Source organism: Variovorax sp. 01N429 (assembly GCF_056399425.1).
Genome location: NZ_JBFTRG010000009.1, coordinates 94,033 through 110,337 on the forward strand (window position 1 = coordinate 94,033; position 16,305 = coordinate 110,337).

Consider the following 16,305-nt stretch of genomic DNA (forward strand, 5'->3'; position numbering starts at 1 on the left):
CAGGTTTACCGTGAATTCCGCCGCCACCGCGTCCTTGTGGTTCGGCGTGGTGGCGTTCGGTATCTTCCACGGGCTGAACCCGGCGATGGGATGGCCGCTTGCAGTGGCGAACGGCCTGGGCGAAAAGCGCGACACGGCCGTCTTTGCGACCTGGTTGCCGTTGGGCACGGGCCATCTGCTGGCGATGGCGCTTGTGCTCGTGCCTTTCGCAGTGCTGACGTGGATGCTGCAGTGGGGCCAGCAGATCCGTCTTGGCGCCGGGCTGCTCGTGATGGCCTTCGGGCTGTCACGGCTGGTCTTGCGCCATCGCCATCGGTGGTTGGCGCGTATTCGGCCCTCCCAGGTGGTGCTGTGGTCCTTCCTGATGGCCACCGCGCATGGAGCTGCGTTGATGCTGTTGCCGATTCTGCTGGGGCTCTGCGAGTCGCCTGCCGCCGCGGGCAACGTGCAGTCCGCGCCGATCGATCAAGGGACGGCGATGGCGTTGATGCGCTCCAGCGTGGGGACGGCGGTCATGGTGTCGCTGGTTCACACTGCAGCGATGATCGGCGCGGGCCTGGGCGCCGCGTGGATCGTCTATCGCTATCTGGGGCTGCGGGCACTGCGGGCCAGCTGGCTCGATCTGGACGTGGCGTGGTCGCTCGGGCTCGTCGCGTCTGGCGCTGCGGGCGTGGCTACGGCATTGCTCCATCCTTGATCGCGCGGGTCAGGGGTTGAACGGGGGCGTTGCAGAATGGCCCGCATGAAACTCAAAAGTCTCGTTGCGGTTCTTGTCGTCCTGTTGGCGCTTGCGGCGTACTGGTATTGGTCGCCGTTCCTGGCTGTTCGCGAGCTCCAGAGCGCGGCGCAGAAAGGTGACGCGGAGACCTTCAATCGGCACGTCGATTACCCGAAAGTCAGGGAGAGCCTCAAAGGCCAGTTTTCTGCGCTGCTGGCCCGGAAGATGGGTGCGCAGAAGGATTCGGACAATCCGTTTGCCGCACTGGGGAGCCTCATCGGCCTTGGTGTCGTCAATCAACTGGTGGATGCGATGGTCCGGCCGGAGACGGTCATGGCGGCGATGAGCCACGGCAAGCTGGCCCAACCTGCACCCGGTCCTGCGCGGGCACCAGAGAGTGCCCCGGCTCCGCCGGCTGGAGGCGGCGCGCCGGAAAAAGCAGAAAGCAAGCCCAACTGGATCATCGACCGCGAAGGCGCGAACAAGATGACCGCCTATGCGGTGGATCCCGGCAAGCCCGACCAACCGAATGCCGAACGGCTCGGACTTGTGTTCGAGCGCAGTGGGTTTGTCGACTGGAAGCTCACTGAAATCAGGATGCCCATCGCGGTCGCCCAAAAGTAGGAGGAAGGCAGTTGTCTTCGGCTGCACAGGCCAATCCGTCCCGAAGCCGTCTGCGCGGCGGCTGGCGCATCGCAGCCGTCTTGCTTGCGGTTGTCGCCGTGTTGCTGGCCGCGGCGGCTTTCGCGCTCAGGCAGGCGTACCCGCCGGCGCGCATTTCGGCGATGCTCGCCGAGCAGATCAGCACTGCGACGGGGCGCGCTTTTCGCATCGACGGTGATCTGTCGATTCATCTGTTTCCGACCATTGCCGTGCGCGCGAACGATGTGGCGCTTGCCAATGCGGACTGGGGTTCGCAGCCCGACATGCTGCGGTTTCGCAAGGCGGCTTTCGAGATTTCGCTACGGGATCTGCTCGACCGGCGGATTCGCATCCTGAGCGTTGAAGTGGAAGACGCCGAGATCCTGCTCGAAGGCGACGGCGCCGGCCGCTACAACTGGCAATTCGCGCCGCATCCTCGCGATGGGGCAAAGGCTGCACCGTCATTGGAGATGGACCGCTTCCTGCTGTCAGGCGCCCACGTCACGTACCGCGATGCGCGCAAGGGGGCTTCGCGCGACGTCGAAGTAGCGATCGACTCCATCGGATTGCACGCCAACGGCGATCGGGATCAACTCTCGGGCGTCTTCAAGCTGGGCCCGCAAGAGTGGAAGGCGGAAGGCGAGGTCGGCCGTGTGGCGCGCATGCTCGCCGGGGCCGAGGACTGGCCGTTCGATATTGCCTTGAGCACCGATGGCGCGACAGTCTCTGCGGCAGGCAACTTGGGAACGGGTCCGCGTGCAGGGAGCCTGGAAGCCGCGCTGAAGCTTCAGGTGAGCGATGCAAAGGTATTGCGAAATATCTCGGCGGCGGCGAGTGCGCTGCCGATGCCTGTTGAAGCCACAGCGACGCTGCGGCGTGCGCCGGACGAGTGGCGCTTCGACGAACTGAAGCTGTCCATCGCGGGGCAGGCGCTGAACGGTCGCGTCACCCTGCAGACCCGTCCGCCCAGACCGCGCGTGGACGCGGAGTTGTCGTCCGCGGCGATCGATCTGAAGAAGTGGCTCACGGCCGAGCCTGCGGCAGCGGCAAAGACGCCCCGGGCGCCGCTGTTCGGCGACAAGCCGCTGTTCACCTTCGATGCCTTGCCGGAGATCCCGCTGCAGATCCAGGTCAAGGTCGATCGCCTGAATGTGCCCGGAATGCCCGGGGTGTCCGGACTGCAGGCCCGTTTGATATCAGACCAGGGCCGGCTGACGATCGAGCCTCTGTCTTTTGCTGCCGTCGGCGGCTCCGTGCATGGACGGGTCGGGCTCACGCTCCGAATGGGCGAGGCGCCGCGCACCGACTTGCAACTGACTGCGCGGTCGCTTTCCGTGGAGGACCTGGATGCCCAACGGGGCGGCAAGCATTTCAAGGGCGGGCGCGCGAACCTCGACCTCAAGCTGGGGATGACGGGTCGCACGCCAAGGAGTCTGGCGGGGACGTCCCATGGAGACGTGCAGTTGTCGGTGCGAGATGTCGGGTTGACCGGGCGCGCGGCAACGCTGGACCAGGACATCCTCGCGCGCCTGCTCGATACGCTGCTCCCCAAGCAGGCATCCAGCAAGGACCTGGTCGTGCAGTGCCTCGTCGCACGGCTCCCGCTGCGCAACGGCGTGGCGGCGATCGACCGATCGATCGTCATGGAAACCCCGCAGATCGCTGTCGCTGCAAGCGGCGAGATCAACCTGGCGAAGCAGACGATCCAGTTGGCTTTCTTGCCGAGGGTGAAGAAGGGGCTGGATCTCAACCCGGGGAGCCTGGTTCAGCTGCTGTTGCTGAAGGGCTCGCTCGAAAACCCCGAGTTCACCATCGACCCGAAAGGCACCGTACGTCAGGCAGCGACGTTCGGCGTTGCGGCGGCGACCGGCGGGATTTCGCTGCTGGCGCCAGCGCTCTTCGGTCACGCGGGCACTGCCAAGGATTGCGGCTTGCCGTCGTCAACAGGCGGACAGGGCACCAAGTCCAAGCCGCAGCAAGAGGGAGGTGGGCGCAAGTTCAAGGCGCCTCATCCCTTCGGACTGATCGGGCGCTGAGTGGTTACCGTGACGCTTTTGCAAAAGTAAGAAGAAAGTTAAGGAAATATCTTGTTACCTTGAGAATCACTAGGCACAATGTATTACATGCATTCGCAACACCCCTCCAAACCGCAATGGACCACCGCTGGTCTGCTCGGCCTGTTGCGCTCGACCCTGCCTCCTGCAGACAGGAGGCGGGCGCTGACCGCGTCGCAGGATGCCTGCCCCCCGCCGGCGCCGCTCAGCAACCGCCAGCTCATCGACATCGCCGACGAATGGCGTGACCGAACCTGCGAAGGCGACGCCGGCGCCGAATCCGTGGCGCAGGCGCTCGAACTGGTGGCAATGAACCGCGCCGCCGGAAAGCAGAAACGGATTCAGGAAATGGGCAAGCGCCTGTCAGACCTGATGAGGTTGTCTTGAGTTGTCTGCAACCTCGCCGCGTCCTGCGGCGCCTTGCCCGCAAGGGCCGAATGCGTTGCCCGGCGGTGCAGACGGGGCACCGGCATCTTCAACCTACTTTCAACGCCATGAAAACCCAGACCGAAGCGATTCGTGAAGGCTACAACGTCGACTTGTCGGGCCCAGGCAGGCCCTTGGGCGCGCGCGGCAAGTACCCGGAGTTCGAGGTGATCCCTCTGCTGACCGACATGGAAGCGGAGTTGCTCAACACGCTCGGCCTCATCCGCAAGCTGCTGACCGAAGGCACGCCGACCAAGGACGCCCAGGAAGGAGTGGTTCTCGCGATCGACAGCCTTCTGTCCGTCGCCCGTGCCTGATTCGAACTGTCGAGGAGTGAAAAGATGAACAGCTACCAGACCGCTTCCCAGGCAACCGGCGTTGCGCGCACTCTCAGCAAGACCTCTGCCTGCACGATCGTCGTGTATCAGGCCGGTGCCGGCAAATACGTCACGGCCCGCCCGACGGACTCCGTCAGCGGCCTCGTGATCGGCATCTATCGCAACGGCTATCTGCTGCCGAGCGGCCAACGCGCTGCCTGAGCAGCGACGCAGGCCTTCGACCAAGCCGCTCGCCATAGCGGCTCGATTCAGCCTCAGGCGAGCAGGTCGCTCAAGGTCCGCGCAATCACCTTGGTTGCGCGTCGCAAGTCTTCAAGTACCACCCGCTCGTCGTTGCGCTTGGCGTGCGATTCGAGGACGGTGCGCGGGCCGGCGCCGTAGATCACGCCCGGAATGCCGGCTTCACCGTACAGCCGTACATCGGTGTAGAGCGGCGTTCCCATCGCCTTGATCGGCTCCCCGAAAATCGCCTCGCCGTGCTTCTGGATCGCGTCCACCAGCGGCTTGTTGCCTGGCATCGGCTTCATCGAATTGGCCAGGAGCAGTCGCTTGATGTCGACGCTGATGCCCGGCATCTGCGCCGCGCTGTCGGTGATCACCTTGCGGATGGTGGCTTCGACTTCGACGGGGTTCTCCTCGGGGATCATGCGGCGGTCGAGCTTGAACACCACCTTGCCGGGGACCACGTTGGTGTTGGTGCCACCTTCGATACGGCCGACGTTGAGGTACGGATGCGTGATGCCTTCGACCCTCGAAGTCACTTGCTGATAGAGCGTGTTCTGCGCATAGAGCGCATTGAGGATGTGCACCGCGCCCCCTAGTGCGTCGACGCCGGTGGTCGGGATGGCGGCATGCGCCATCTTGCCGTGTACGGTGACTTCCATCTGCAGGCAGCCGTTGTGCGCGGTGACCACTTCATAGCTGAATCCGGCGGCGATCATCAAGTCAGGCTTGGTCAGCCCCTGCTTGAGCAACCAGCCGGGGCCGAGGATGCCGCCGAACTCCTCGTCATATGTGAAGTGCAGTTCGACGCTGCCTCGGGTCGGCTTGGCGACGGCTTCGAGCGCGCGCAGCGCAAAGGTGAAGCTCGCGAAATCGCTCTTGCTCACTGCCGCGGCACGGCCATAGAGGCTGCCGTTGTCGATTTCGCCGCCATAGGGGTCGTGTGTCCATCCTTCGCCGGGCGGGACCACATCGCCGTGGGCGTTCAGTGCCACCGTGATGCCGCCACCGCCAGCATTGCCGTACTTGCGTCGCACGATCAGGTTGGTGATCGATTCGAGACCGTAGTCCTTCACCTCCTGCGCTGGCACTGCGTGCTTTTCAGCCTCGAAGCCGAAGGCCTGGATCAGCTCCGCGGTTCTGTCTGCGTGCGGCGCGTTGTTGCCGGGCGGCGTGTCGGTGGGCACGCGCACGAGTTCCTGCAGAAAGCGCACTTCCTCGTCGAAGTGCGCGTCGATCCAGGCGTCGAGTTTGTTGTAGTCGGTCATGATGTTCAGGTGGCTTGTGCGGTGGCGAGGTCATCGAGCAGCAGCTGAAAGGCTTGCACCGCCAGCTGGATGTCGTCGTTGGTGCTCGATTCGAGCGGGTTGTGGCTGATGCCCGAATTGATGCCGCGCACGAAGAGCATGGCCTGCGGCATGACCTCGTGCAGCTTCATCGCATCATGGCCCGCGCCGCTGGGCATGCGAAAGAGCGGCACGCCCAATGCGTCCACGGCCTTTTCCCAGCGCTTCTGCCACTCGGGGGCGCTCGGCGCCGCTGCGGCGCGCATGGTCTCCTCGAGCGTGTGGCGCACGCCGCGGCGCTCGCAGATTTCCTTCAGCGCATTCAGCACGTCTTCGGCCAATGCGTCGCGCTGCGCGTTGTTCGGCGCACGCAGGTCCAGACTGAACTTGCAACGGCCCGGTACCACGTTGATGGAGCCGTTCGGCACTTCGAGCATTCCGACGGTTGCGACAGAATCGCCATCCTTTGCCGCCCGCTTTTCCGCGAACAGTATGAGTTCCGCCACCGCCGCAGCAGCATCGCGCCGGCGGTCCATGGGTGTCGTGCCGGCGTGGCTCGCCATGCCGATCACCTCGCCGACATAGCGCACACTGCCGTTGATCGAGGTGACGATACCCAGTGGCAGATCCAGTTCGGTCAGCACGGGGCCTTGCTCGATGTGCACTTCGACGAAACCGAGGTACTTCGACGGATCGCGCTGGATCTTCAGGATGTCCTCGTCCTTAAGCCCGGCATGCTGGCGCGCTTCGCGCATGGTGATGCCGTCGGCGTCCTTCTGGTCGAGCCAGCTCGGATCGAAATGCCCGATCAGCGCACCAGAACCGAGAAAGGTCGCCTTGTAGCGCTGGCCTTCTTCTTCGGCAAACCCGACCACTTCGAAGCCGAAGGGCAGCCGGCGGTTCTGGCGCTTGAGTTCGCGAACGCAGGCCATGGGCACGAAGATGCCGAGCCGGCCGTCGTACTTGCCCCCGTTGCGAACGGTGTCGTAGTGGGAGCCGGTCAGCAGGGTCTTGGCGCCGGGTGTGCTGCCTTCGTAGCGGCCGACCACATTGCCGACCGCATCGATGTTCACGCTGTCGAAGCCGGCATCGCGCATGTTCTGCGCGATCTGCTGCGCGCAGGCGCGGTGCGCATCGGTGAGATAGGTGACGGTGAGTTGTCCCTTTTCCGCATAGCCGGGATCGGTGTGTACCGCGAGCTTTTCATGCCAGTCCCACACGTCATTGCCCAATGTGGGTTCGACGCCGAATTTATCGTCGAGCCGGATCTCGGCGATGCGATGGATGTTGCGCAGCGCCTCGCCGATTTCGAAGTCGGGATGGTGATGCAGCCGGCGCTCGAAGGTGTCGATGATTTCCCGCTTGAGAAGGCCGGTGCCGCGCGGCCCGCGCACGGCAAGGATGAACGGAAAACCGAATTTGGCGTTGTAGTCGGCATTGAGCTGCTGGATCTTGGCGAACTCTTCAGGCGTGCAGTTGGTGAGGCCCGCCTTGTTCTGCTCGTTCGTCGATTCAGCGGTGAGGCTCTTGCTGACCATCGCCTTGCCGGCGAGTTCAGGGTGGGCACGGATGAGGCCCAGTTGTTCGTCGCGCGATGCCGCGGTGACGACTTGGACCAACGCATGTTTCAGGTGCGCCAGCGAACGAAAGGGGCGCGCCTTGGCTGCGCGTTCGGCAATCCATGGCGAGTGCTCGTAGACGCCGTCGAGCAGCGAAACCAACGCTTCGGTGGATGCGGCATTGAGCTGGTCAATGGTGAGAGTGCCGAGAGTTGCGGGTGCGGTGGTGGCCATGGAATCAGTCTCCGTTCGTGGCGACATAGGGATGCGTCGCCTTCCAGTGCCGCGCGATGTCGAGTCGGCGGCACACCCAGACGCGGTCGTGCGCAGCGATGTGGTCGAGAAAGCGTTGCAGCGCGGTAATGCGGCCGGGTCGTCCGAGCAGGCGGCAGTGCATGCCGATGCTCATCATCTTCGGTGCCTCGTCGCCTTCGGCATACAGCGCGTCGAAGCTGTCCTTCATGTATTGGAAGAACGGGTCGGCGTGCGAGTAGCCCTGCGGCAGTGCAAAGCGCATGTCATTGCAATCGAGCGTGTAAGGCACGATCAGCTGGGGCACGACATTGCCATCGGTCTTGCGCACCTTCATCCAGAAAGGGAGATCGTCGCCGTAGTAGTCGCTGTCGTACTCGAAGCCGCCGTAGTCGGCCACCAGACGGCGGGTGCGCGGGCTGTCGCGGCCCGTATACCAGCCGAGCGCACGCTCGCCGGTGAGCTGTTCGATGGCCTGCATGCCCAGGCGCATGTGCTCGCGCTCGGTCGCTTCGTCCAGGCCCTGGTAGTGAATCCAGCGCCAGCCGTGGCAGGCGATCTCGTGGCCCAGTTCCTTGAAGGCAACGGCCAGTTCGGGATAGCGCTCCAGGGCCATGCCGACGCCGAAGACCGTCAGCGGCAAGCTTCGCTTCTCGAATTCGCGCAGGATGCGCCACACGCCGGCGCGCGAACCGTACTCGTAGATGCCTTCCATGCTGATGTGGCGGTCCGGAAAGCTCGCGGGATTGAACATCTCCGAGAGGAATTGCTCGGAGCCCGCGTCGCCATGCAGCACGCAGTTCTCGCCGCCTTCTTCATAGTTCAGCACGAACTGCACGGCAATGCGCGCGTTGCCGGGCCATTGCGCATGCGGCGGATTGCGGCCGTAGCCGACGAGATCGCGCGGATAGGGCAGGGTGGTGTCGTAAATCATTGCTCGCCCCCAGGTTGCCCGCACTTCGTGTCGGGCGCCCACCCCCTGCCGGGGGCGCCGCCGATGGCCCGGCGAAGCCGGTTCCATGGCTGCCTCTGAACGGGCGCGCTTCGCGCAGCCGGCACAGCCAGGCTCGTTGGTGAAACACGAACTGAGCAAGCAACGGGGGTGTTTTTCATGCCAATGCTAGGCTGATGTCGTGGGTGGGGACCTTGCGGTCAAAGGTGAGGTTGGCTTCGACGTGCTCGAGGTGTTCGGTCATCAGGCGCACGGCGCGTTCTTCGTCCTTGGCGGCCAGCGCCTTCACGATGTCGGCGTGCTCGTCGTTCGAATGCTCGGCCGCGCTCGCGCTTTGGTACATGAGCGTGATCAGCGCGCAGCGCGAGATCAGTTCGCCGAGGATCTGCGCCAACACCGCGTTGCCCATGAGTTCGGCCATGCGAACGTGAAAATCGCCGAGCAGTTCGGTGCGGCCGGAAATATCCTCGCCGGAAACTGCGGCCTTTTCGAGCGCCACGTGCTCCTTGAGCGCCTTGATCTTGGCCGGCGTCACGCTGCGGACGAAGGCGCGCGTCATTTCCGCTTCGAGCATGCGGCGCACTGCGAACACCTGCTTGGCCTCGTCGACCTCGGGTGCGGCGACGAATGCGCCGCGCGCCGGTTCGAGGCGGATCAGCTTGTTCTGCGAAAGCTGAAAGAGCGCCTGGCGCACCAGCGTCCGCGACACGCCGAAGTGGTCCGCCAGCTTCTGTTCGGCGAGCTTGCTGCCGGGTTGAAGCCGGTGTTCCACAATGGCCTTGGTGAGTGCGTCGACGATGGCGCGGGTCGTGGTCGAGTCCATGTTTTTCATGATAGACCCAAAGCCAGGAACTGTATACACTTTTGTCGACCGCAGTTTCCCCAATGCACTAAGGAGCACATCCATGGGCCTGAGCACCCACGTACTGGACACGATGCACGGCACGCCGGCCGCCGGCATGGAGGTCGCCTTGTTCACCACCGACGGCACTGGCGAAGACGCGCGTGCCACGCTCGTCAGGCGCTTCACGCTGAATGCCGATGGGCGCAGCGATGGCCCGCTCTACGACAACAACTCGTTGAGGGCCGGCACTTACCGCCTCGTTTTCGATGTCGCCGGTTATTTCAAGGCGCGCGGCGTGGATCTGCCGGAGCCTAATTTCCTGAATCGCGTGGCGCTCGATTTTGGTGTTGCGCGCACCGACCAGCACTATCACGTGCCGTTGCTGGTGAGCCCCTGGAGCTACTCGACCTACAGGGGTTCGTGACCCGAGCCGTTCGAGTCTTGAAAGCCTTGCAATTGCCCTTCGGTCAATGTGTCGAGCTGGAAATGCCCCCCTTCGTCCCACAGCCAGGTATCGGTCCAAGTCACCTTGCCCATTCGGGTCGGGGCCGGAAAGGGCGCTGCCGAAAGCACGGTGCGCTCGATCTCGGCAATCACCTCGGGCGCATGCTGCGGTGCGCGCATCCAGTGCATCGACACGACGTTGCCGCTCGCGTCGAGATCGACCTGCAACGTGCCGACCGCATAGAGCAGCGGCGGCAACTGGCCTTCATAGATGCGGCGCTTGTTGATGTCATAGACGTGGCGTGCGGCATCGCGCCGGTAGTCGCGGGCCGTCGCCGCGGTCGATGCGCGCGGCCGGGGGCGGCTGCTGTCGCCCGGGTCGGGCTTGGCGTTGCTGAGCTGGCCTGGGACGGCCCCAGTCAGCGGGGCGGTACCGCAACCGACCAGCCACAGGCTGGAGGCAAGGGCGGCCGTCAGTGCGAGGCGGCGCGACGTGATCTGCAATTTCATCGGCGCGGTTATACCGTGACTGGGTCTGGCTTCCGCAACGTGAGGTTTCGTCCATGACCGGCGCCGTGGACGAACTGCTTGCGCGCTTGCAGGGTGAATCCGGCATTCTTGTGCGCGTCGAATCAACCCAGGGATCCGTGCCGCGCGAGGCGGGCACGTGGATGGCTGTGTGGGCTGATGGGCTGACCGCCACCATCGGCGGCGGCCAACTCGAATTCCAGGCGGCCGATGAAGCGCGCGCCTGGCTCGCGGGCGGCCCGCCCATCGAAGGCGTGCGGCGCTATCCGCTGGGCCCGAGTCTCGGCCAGTGTTGCGGCGGTGTCGTGTTTCTGTCGTACCGCCGCATCGACGCATCCGACGCGAAGGCGCTGCAATCCGACCTGCTGGCCCATCTCGAGCCGGTGGCCTTGTTCGGGGGCGGTCACGTCGGCGCGGCACTGGCGCGGCTGCTCGCGACCTTGCCGTTTGCCGTGCGCTGGATCGACAGCCGCGACGGCATCTTCCCCGAAGACCTTCCGGCGCAGATCGACACCGAATATTCCGAACCCGTGCAGCAAGCGGTGGCGCAGCTCGCGCCGGGCTCGCGCGTGCTGATCATGAGCTTCAGCCATGCCGAAGATCTGGATATCGTGATCGCCTGCTTGAAGCGCCTTCGCGAGCGCGACGATCTCCCTTACATCGGCTTGATCGGCAGCAAGACGAAATGGGCGACCTTTCGTCATCGTCTCGAGGCGCGCGGTTTTACGGCCGAAGAGATGGACCGCGTGACTTGCCCGATCGGCGTGCCCGGCATCACGCGCAAAGAGCCCGAAGTGATCGCGGTGGCCGTGGCGGCACAGTTGTTGCAATCGCTTCCGTCCGCATGAGGCGCTCAGGGTTTTCCAGCACGTCGCGTCGCGCAAAACCCGAAACTTCCCTCGCAAGAGTGTATACACTTCAGTCCACAAGCCGCAGCGGAGCGAGGCCCATTCGATGGCCTGCGTTCGCGGCACTATTTCTGCTTACAGCGCCCGCAGTGGTGAGCAGGCCTGAACACCACGGCGTCCTCACACGCCGACAAGGTTGAGAGTCAATGGAAAGCTATTACCTCGACTGGGCCAATCTGCTGCTGCGCTGGGTCCACGTCATCACCGCCATCGCATGGATCGGCGCTTCCTTCTACTTCGTGATGCTGGACAACAGCCTCGAAAAGCCGGAAGACCAGGAATCGCTGGACAAGGGGGTCGGCGGCGAGCAATGGGCGGTGCATGGCGGCGGCTTCTACAACATGCAGAAGTACGCGCTGGCGCCCAAGCGGCTGCCGGACCATCTGCACTGGTCGTACTGGGAGAGCTATTCGACGTGGCTCACGGGCTTCGCGCTCTTCACGATGTCCTACCTGTGGAATGCCAGCACCTACCTCATCGACAAATCGAAGATGGACTGGCAGCCCGGGGCTGCCATTGCCGTGGCAGTGGCCTTCTTCGTGGTTTTCTGGATGGTGTACGACAGCATCTGCCAGGTCTTTGGTCAACGCAAGAACGGCGACACCATCGTTGGTGTGCTGGTGGCGATCTTCATCGCGTTTGCCGCATGGCTCGCATGCCACTGGTTCGCCGGCCGCGCTGCGTTCCTGCTGGTCGGCGCCATGATGGCGACCACCATGAGCGGCAATGTCTTCTTCTGGATCATCCCTGGCCAGCGCAAAAACGTCGCGGCGCTGCGCGAAGGCAGGCCTGTCGATCCGATCCACGGGCAGCGCGGCAAGCAGCGCAGCGTGCACAACACCTACTTCACGCTGCCGGTGCTGTTCGCGATGCTGAGCAACCACTACAGCTTTACGTACACGCACAAGTACAACTGGATCGTGCTGCTGCTGATCATGCTCGGTGGCGCGGGGATCCGGCAGTTCTTCGTGGTGCGCCATCGGTTCAAGCTGGGCAACGCGCGCAATCCCGCTCCGTATGCGCTCTTCGGTGTTGCGGTGCTCGGCCTGAGCATTGTGTGGATGAAGCCGGAGCCCGCTGCTGAGCCGGTGGCTGGCGCAGCGTCGCAAAAGGTGTCGTTCGCCCAAATCCAGAAGGTGCTCGAGCAACGTTGCTACATGTGCCACGGCGCGCAGGTGCAGATGAAAAACGTGCGGCTCGACGCGCCCGATCAGGTCGCGGCGCACGCCCAGGCGGTCTATCAGCAGGTGGTCGTGACGAAGATCATGCCGATGAACAATGCGACCGGCATCACCGATGCCGAGCGTGGGCTGATCGCCAAGTGGTTCGAGGGCGGAGCAAGTACCAAGTAACCCCCAGGCTGCGCGCACTGCGTGTCGCTTCGCCCAGCCGAGCGCGGCGGCCCTCTGGCAGGTGGTGGCGGGCGGTGGCTGGCAGTGGGGTTGAGACAATGTGGGGAGACAAGGAAAGATCATGAGCTCTTTGAACACTTCGCCCATTCCCGACGCTCAGGGCGCGCCGCGTCAATTTCTTGAACATCTCTATCGGGTGGCGGTCGAACGCGCGCTGCCGCTTGCGAGCATGGGCCCTTGTCTTCCGGAGCCGCCGAAGGGGCGCACTCTGGTCCTTGGCGCGGGCAAGGCCGGCGCATCAATGGCGCAGGCGCTGGAGGCACTCTGGCCGGCCGAGGCGCCGCTGTCGGGGCTGGTGGTGACGCGCTACGGTCATGTTCCGCCGCGTCCCGAAGGGTTGGCGCAGCGCGTCGAGGTTGTCGAGGCAGCGCATCCCGTGCCCGACGAAGCAGGGATGAAGGCCGCCGAGCGCATCCTGGCCCTGACCCAGGGGCTCACGGCCGATGACCTGGTGCTGTGCCTGATTTCGGGCGGCGGCTCGTCGTTGCTGACGTTGCCGGCCGAAGGACTGACCTTGGCGGACAAGCAGCGCATCAACACGCAGTTGCTCGAATCGGGCGCTCACATCGGCGAAATGAACTGCGTGCGCAAGCACCTGTCGCGCATCAAGGGCGGGCGCCTGGCGGCTGCTTGCGGATCGGCGCAGGTCGTGACGCTCACGATCAGCGATGTTCCCGGCGATGACCCGGCCGTCATCGCCAGCGGTCCTACGGTGCCCGATGCAAGCACGTGCGCCGACGCGCTGGCAATTCTCGACCGCTACCGCATCGAAGTGCCGGCGCCCGTGCGCGCCCGGCTCGAAAGCGGGGCCCTCGAAACGCCCAAGCCCGACGACGCCGTGTTCAAGAACCACGTGACGCACCTGATCGCCACGCCCCAGCAATCGCTGGAAGCCGCTGCGGCGGCGGCACGCGCGGCGGGCGTCGTGGCGCACATCCTCAGTGACGAAATGGAAGGCGAATCACGCGAAGTCGGCAAGGTGCATGGCGCGCTGGCACGCTCGGTGTCCTTGCGCGGAGAGCCTTTTGCCCGGCCATGCGTCATTCTCTCGGGCGGAGAAACCACCGTCACGATCCGCCCGCGCCGGCCCGGACAAGCCAAAGGCCGAGGCGGCCGCGCGGGCGAGTTCTGCATGGGCCTGGCTGGTGCGCTCGCGGGCCGCGATGACATCTGGGCACTCGCCGCCGACACCGACGGCATCGACGGCGTCGAAGACAATGCCGGTGCCTTCGTCACGCCCGACACGCTTGGCCGCGCCGAGGCCGCGGGCCGAAAGCTCAACGATCACCTCGACCGCAACGACGCCTACGGCTACTTCGACGCGATCGGCGATTTGCTGGTCACTGGACCGACACACACCAACGTCAATGACTTTCGGGCATTGTTGATTCTGTAATCAGGTTTGCGGTTCGAGCGGGCAACAGGCATGCTTCGCCCCCGGGAAAACCGAAAACACCGACTGCATGAATCAAAGCCATCTGGGCCTCGTGTCCTATCCAGCCCATCGCTGGACCGCCGACATCGGCCTGCGGATTCGTCGGCATCTGCTCTTGAAAGTGGCCGGAACCACGGCCTTTACCTGGGTCTTCTTCCTCGGATACTTTCATCTCCTGCGCGAGCCAGTCAATCCGGTCACGGTGATGCCTTTGACGGCGCTCGACCATCTGATCCCATTCCAGCCGCAAGCGCTTATTGCCTATTTTTCGTTGTGGGTCTATGTGGGCGTGGCACCGGGGCTTCAACTCACTTTCAAGGAGTTGGTCTCGTATGGCCTGTGGGTGGGCGCCCTCTGCCTGACCGGCCTCGGCCTCTTCTATCTCTGGCCGACCCAGATCCCGCCGATCTCCACCGACACCTCCGACTTCCCGGGCTTTGCCATCCTCCAGGGCGTCGACGCTGCGGGCAACGCCTGCCCATCGATGCACGTGGCGATCGCGATCTTTACCGCCATCTGGGTCGAACACATTCTTCGCGGGGCGCGAGCGCCAGTGTGGCTTCGGCTGATCAACTGGGCGTGGTTTGCCGCGATTGCGTATTCGACCCTGGCCGTGAGGCAACACGTGGTGCTCGATGCCGTTGCCGGCGCGCTGCTGGGGGTTGCCTTCGCGCTTCCGTCATTGCATTGGCGCCCGGGACGAGGCGAATGGGCGCAAAGGCGGAGCGGATATCATGGAATTTCACTGCCCAGGAGGGGTTGAGTTGCGGGCAGGCACAACCAACATTGCCGTCGGCCGGTCGACGGCCAGAGTATGACGACAGACACCGCATCACAGAGTTCGCTCAAGGAACTGCAGGATCTCATCCACGAGAAGTACGGCATCGAAGCGTCGGGACTCGACCCCAACGCCTCCATGCGCGAGAAAGGCTTCGATTCGTTGGCTTTGGTCGAATTCGTTTTCGCGATCGAAGACCACTTCGGCATCACGATGCCGGACGACGACCCGAACATCGACACCTTGGCCGAGCTGGCCGCCGTGGTCGACAAGGCGCGAGCATCGCAGACGACGTGAACCCGATAGCGGTCACCGGCCTGGGCGTCGTGGCGCCGCACGGCGAAGATCCTGACGCGATGTTCTTGGCGCTGCTGCGAGGCGAGTCCGCGCTCAGGCCTGTTTTCCCGGACCTGCCAAAACCCGCCGCGGCAGCGACCGTGGCGTTCGACGAATCCCGTTGGTTTACCAAGCTTCAGCTTGCCGGGGTCGACCGCGTCAGCCAACTTGCGGTTGCAGCAGCGGACATGGCAATGAGCGACGCTGGCATCGCGGCCGCGGCCGCCGGACTCGATCCTGAGCGTGTCGGCGTGTTCGCTGGCTGCGGAATGGGCGGCGCGGCGTCCCTGGATGCTGCCTACCGTGGCAACGGCCGCGTGCCGCCCTTGACCATTCCCGCCTATATGCCCAATGCGCCGGCCTCGCATATCGCGATGCGCCATCGAGTTCATGGGCCGGTGTTGACCTATTCGGTTGCTTGCGCGTCATCGAGCATCGCCATCGCCGAAGCCGCGAAGGCGATCCAGCGCGGAGACGTGGACCTGGCGATCGCCGGCGGCAGCGAGGCTCTCATCGTGCCCGGCGTCATCATGGCGTGGCAGGCCATGCAGACACTCGCCAGCTTCGCGCCTGGCGAAGAGGCGACGGCCATTCGACCGTTCGCGAGCGATCGCAAGGGTTTCGCGCTGGGCGAGGGCGCCGCTTTTCTAGTCCTTGAATCCGCCGAACGCGCTCGCGCACGTGGCGCGCGCATTCGCGCCATGCTCGCCGGCTGGGGTCAGAGCTGCGATGCCTCGCACCTGACCAAGCCCGATTCGCACGGCCAGGCACGGGCCGTTCGGCAAGCCTTGCGGCAGGCTGGATTGCAAGCGCGTGACGTCGGTTACTGCAACGCGCACGGCACGGCCACGCGCATCGGCGACTTGGTCGAGAGCGCAGCCCTGGCCGAAGTGTGGGGTGACGACCTCGACCAGTTGAGTGTCAGCTCGACCAAGGCCTTGCACGGCCACTTGCTTGGAGCTGCCGGTGCGCTGGAGGCGGCTGTGACCGTGCTGGCCTTGCAAGCGCGCGAACTGCCTCCCAACGCCCATTGCGCCGCGCAGGATCCGGACTGCAGGCTGAACCTGACACCGGCATCAGGCATGGCGGCGCCCGGGCTCCAAGCTGCGATCAGCAATTCATTTGCGTTCGGCGGCACGAACTCGGTGCTTCTGTTCACGCGCACCTGAGC

18 protein-coding genes are annotated in these 16,305 nt (G+C 64.5%); 13 read left to right on the top strand and 5 right to left on the bottom strand.

Annotated elements, in window-relative coordinates; translation table 11 throughout:
• The first annotated feature begins 10 nt into the window (after nt 1-10).
• The 6 genes from AC1DSF_RS17345 (at nt 11) to AC1DSF_RS17370 (ending at nt 4,379) form a co-directional block, all read left to right on the top strand.
• Nucleotides 11-697 carry a hypothetical protein gene (locus tag AC1DSF_RS17345; RefSeq protein ID WP_478125683.1) on the top strand — a complete coding sequence of 229 codons (687 nt, stop codon included), beginning with the start codon at nt 11-13 and terminating at the stop codon, nt 695-697.
• A 45-nt stretch (nt 698-742) separates the two neighbouring features.
• Entirely contained in the window at nt 743-1,342 is a 600-nt protein-coding gene (locus AC1DSF_RS17350) for a DUF2939 domain-containing protein (protein WP_478125684.1), read from the top strand.
• An 11-nt stretch (nt 1,343-1,353) separates the two neighbouring features.
• Nucleotides 1,354-3,396, top strand: coding sequence for an AsmA family protein (locus AC1DSF_RS17355; protein WP_478183165.1), 2,043 nt, complete (start codon nt 1,354-1,356; stop codon nt 3,394-3,396).
• Nucleotides 3,397-3,483: 87 nt separating this feature from the next.
• Complete coding sequence (locus AC1DSF_RS17360) at nt 3,484-3,801, top strand: hypothetical protein (RefSeq protein ID WP_478125686.1); 318 nt, start codon at nt 3,484-3,486, stop codon at nt 3,799-3,801.
• 107 nt (nt 3,802-3,908) lie between these two features.
• On the top strand, nt 3,909-4,157 hold the full coding sequence (locus AC1DSF_RS17365; RefSeq protein WP_478125687.1) for a hypothetical protein: 249 nt from the start codon (nt 3,909-3,911) through the stop codon (nt 4,155-4,157).
• A gap of 24 nt (nt 4,158-4,181) precedes the next feature.
• On the top strand, nt 4,182-4,379 hold the full coding sequence (locus AC1DSF_RS17370; protein ID WP_478125688.1) for a hypothetical protein: 198 nt from the start codon (nt 4,182-4,184) through the stop codon (nt 4,377-4,379).
• 53 nt (nt 4,380-4,432) lie between these two features.
• Here AC1DSF_RS17370 and AC1DSF_RS17375 read toward each other — a convergent pair whose 3' ends face one another.
• The 4 genes from AC1DSF_RS17375 to AC1DSF_RS17390 all read right to left on the bottom strand — a co-directional run bounded on the left by AC1DSF_RS17375 (nt 4,433) and on the right by AC1DSF_RS17390 (nt 9,281).
• Nucleotides 4,433-5,668 (bottom strand): M20 family metallopeptidase, encoded by a 1,236-nt coding sequence (locus AC1DSF_RS17375; protein ID WP_478125689.1) that lies wholly within the window; start codon nt 5,666-5,668, stop codon nt 4,433-4,435.
• Nucleotides 5,669-5,673: 5 nt separating this feature from the next.
• Entirely contained in the window at nt 5,674-7,479 is a 1,806-nt protein-coding gene (gene uraD / locus AC1DSF_RS17380) for a 2-oxo-4-hydroxy-4-carboxy-5-ureidoimidazoline decarboxylase (RefSeq protein WP_478125690.1), read from the bottom strand.
• A 4-nt stretch (nt 7,480-7,483) separates the two neighbouring features.
• Nucleotides 7,484-8,431 carry an allantoinase PuuE gene (gene puuE, locus AC1DSF_RS17385; protein WP_478125691.1) on the bottom strand — a complete coding sequence of 316 codons (948 nt, stop codon included), beginning with the start codon at nt 8,429-8,431 and terminating at the stop codon, nt 7,484-7,486.
• 175 nt (nt 8,432-8,606) lie between these two features.
• The gene (locus AC1DSF_RS17390; protein WP_478125692.1) at nt 8,607-9,281 is read right to left on the bottom strand and encodes a GntR family transcriptional regulator; all 675 of its coding nucleotides are present in this window, start codon (nt 9,279-9,281) and stop codon (nt 8,607-8,609) included.
• Nucleotides 9,282-9,354: 73 nt separating this feature from the next.
• Between AC1DSF_RS17390 and uraH the strand changes: the two genes are divergently transcribed.
• Entirely contained in the window at nt 9,355-9,717 is a 363-nt protein-coding gene (uraH, locus tag AC1DSF_RS17395; RefSeq protein WP_478125693.1) for a hydroxyisourate hydrolase, read from the top strand.
• Here uraH and AC1DSF_RS17400 read toward each other — a convergent pair.
• The gene (locus AC1DSF_RS17400; protein WP_478125694.1) at nt 9,702-10,247 is read right to left on the bottom strand and encodes a hypothetical protein; all 546 of its coding nucleotides are present in this window, start codon (nt 10,245-10,247) and stop codon (nt 9,702-9,704) included. The two genes, uraH and AC1DSF_RS17400, sit on opposite strands and share 16 nt — an antisense overlap.
• Nucleotides 10,248-10,300: 53 nt before the next feature.
• Between AC1DSF_RS17400 and xdhC the strand changes: the two genes are divergently transcribed.
• The 6 genes from xdhC to AC1DSF_RS17430 all read left to right on the top strand — a co-directional run bounded on the left by xdhC (nt 10,301) and on the right by AC1DSF_RS17430 (nt 16,303).
• Nucleotides 10,301-11,113 (top strand): xanthine dehydrogenase accessory protein XdhC, encoded by an 813-nt coding sequence (gene xdhC, locus AC1DSF_RS17405; protein ID WP_478125695.1) that lies wholly within the window; start codon nt 10,301-10,303, stop codon nt 11,111-11,113.
• Between the two features lie 206 nt (nt 11,114-11,319).
• Nucleotides 11,320-12,525 (top strand): urate hydroxylase PuuD, encoded by a 1,206-nt coding sequence (locus tag AC1DSF_RS17410; RefSeq protein ID WP_478125696.1) that lies wholly within the window; start codon nt 11,320-11,322, stop codon nt 12,523-12,525.
• A 121-nt stretch (nt 12,526-12,646) separates the two neighbouring features.
• On the top strand, nt 12,647-13,981 hold the full coding sequence (locus AC1DSF_RS17415) for a glycerate kinase type-2 family protein (RefSeq protein ID WP_478125697.1): 1,335 nt from the start codon (nt 12,647-12,649) through the stop codon (nt 13,979-13,981).
• A 67-nt stretch (nt 13,982-14,048) separates the two neighbouring features.
• Complete coding sequence (locus tag AC1DSF_RS17420; protein ID WP_478125698.1) at nt 14,049-14,783, top strand: phosphatase PAP2 family protein; 735 nt, start codon at nt 14,049-14,051, stop codon at nt 14,781-14,783.
• Between the two features lie 51 nt (nt 14,784-14,834).
• The gene (locus AC1DSF_RS17425) at nt 14,835-15,095 is read left to right on the top strand and encodes an acyl carrier protein (RefSeq protein ID WP_478125699.1); all 261 of its coding nucleotides are present in this window, start codon (nt 14,835-14,837) and stop codon (nt 15,093-15,095) included.
• The gene (locus AC1DSF_RS17430; protein ID WP_478125700.1) at nt 15,092-16,303 is read left to right on the top strand and encodes a beta-ketoacyl-[acyl-carrier-protein] synthase family protein; all 1,212 of its coding nucleotides are present in this window, start codon (nt 15,092-15,094) and stop codon (nt 16,301-16,303) included. Before AC1DSF_RS17425 ends, AC1DSF_RS17430 begins: the two co-directional genes overlap by 4 nt.
• Nucleotides 16,304-16,305 lie beyond the last annotated feature (2 nt).

Bases quoted from the DNA above. Each gene is read 5' to 3' on its own strand.
- AC1DSF_RS17425 (WP_478125699.1), top strand. From the start codon at position 14,835: ATGACGACAGACACCGCATCACAGAGTTCGCTCAAGGAACTGCAGGAT.
- AC1DSF_RS17365 (WP_478125687.1), top strand. From the start codon at position 3,909: ATGAAAACCCAGACCGAAGCGATTCGTGAAGGCTACAACGTCGACTTG.
- AC1DSF_RS17360 (WP_478125686.1), top strand. From the start codon at position 3,484: ATGCATTCGCAACACCCCTCCAAACCGCAATGGACCACCGCTGGTCTG.
- xdhC (WP_478125695.1), top strand. From the start codon at position 10,301: ATGACCGGCGCCGTGGACGAACTGCTTGCGCGCTTGCAGGGTGAATCC.
- AC1DSF_RS17390 (WP_478125692.1), bottom strand. From the start codon at position 9,281: ATGAAAAACATGGACTCGACCACGACCCGCGCCATCGTCGACGCACTC.
- AC1DSF_RS17410 (WP_478125696.1), top strand. From the start codon at position 11,320: ATGGAAAGCTATTACCTCGACTGGGCCAATCTGCTGCTGCGCTGGGTC.
- AC1DSF_RS17420 (WP_478125698.1), top strand. From the start codon at position 14,049: ATGAATCAAAGCCATCTGGGCCTCGTGTCCTATCCAGCCCATCGCTGG.
- uraD (WP_478125690.1), bottom strand. From the start codon at position 7,479: ATGGCCACCACCGCACCCGCAACTCTCGGCACTCTCACCATTGACCAG.
- AC1DSF_RS17350 (WP_478125684.1), top strand. From the start codon at position 743: ATGAAACTCAAAAGTCTCGTTGCGGTTCTTGTCGTCCTGTTGGCGCTT.
- AC1DSF_RS17375 (WP_478125689.1), bottom strand. From the start codon at position 5,668: ATGACCGACTACAACAAACTCGACGCCTGGATCGACGCGCACTTCGAC.
- uraH (WP_478125693.1), top strand. From the start codon at position 9,355: ATGGGCCTGAGCACCCACGTACTGGACACGATGCACGGCACGCCGGCC.
- puuE (WP_478125691.1), bottom strand. From the start codon at position 8,431: ATGATTTACGACACCACCCTGCCCTATCCGCGCGATCTCGTCGGCTAC.
- AC1DSF_RS17370 (WP_478125688.1), top strand. From the start codon at position 4,182: ATGAACAGCTACCAGACCGCTTCCCAGGCAACCGGCGTTGCGCGCACT.
- AC1DSF_RS17415 (WP_478125697.1), top strand. From the start codon at position 12,647: ATGAGCTCTTTGAACACTTCGCCCATTCCCGACGCTCAGGGCGCGCCG.
- AC1DSF_RS17400 (WP_478125694.1), bottom strand. From the start codon at position 10,247: ATGAAATTGCAGATCACGTCGCGCCGCCTCGCACTGACGGCCGCCCTT.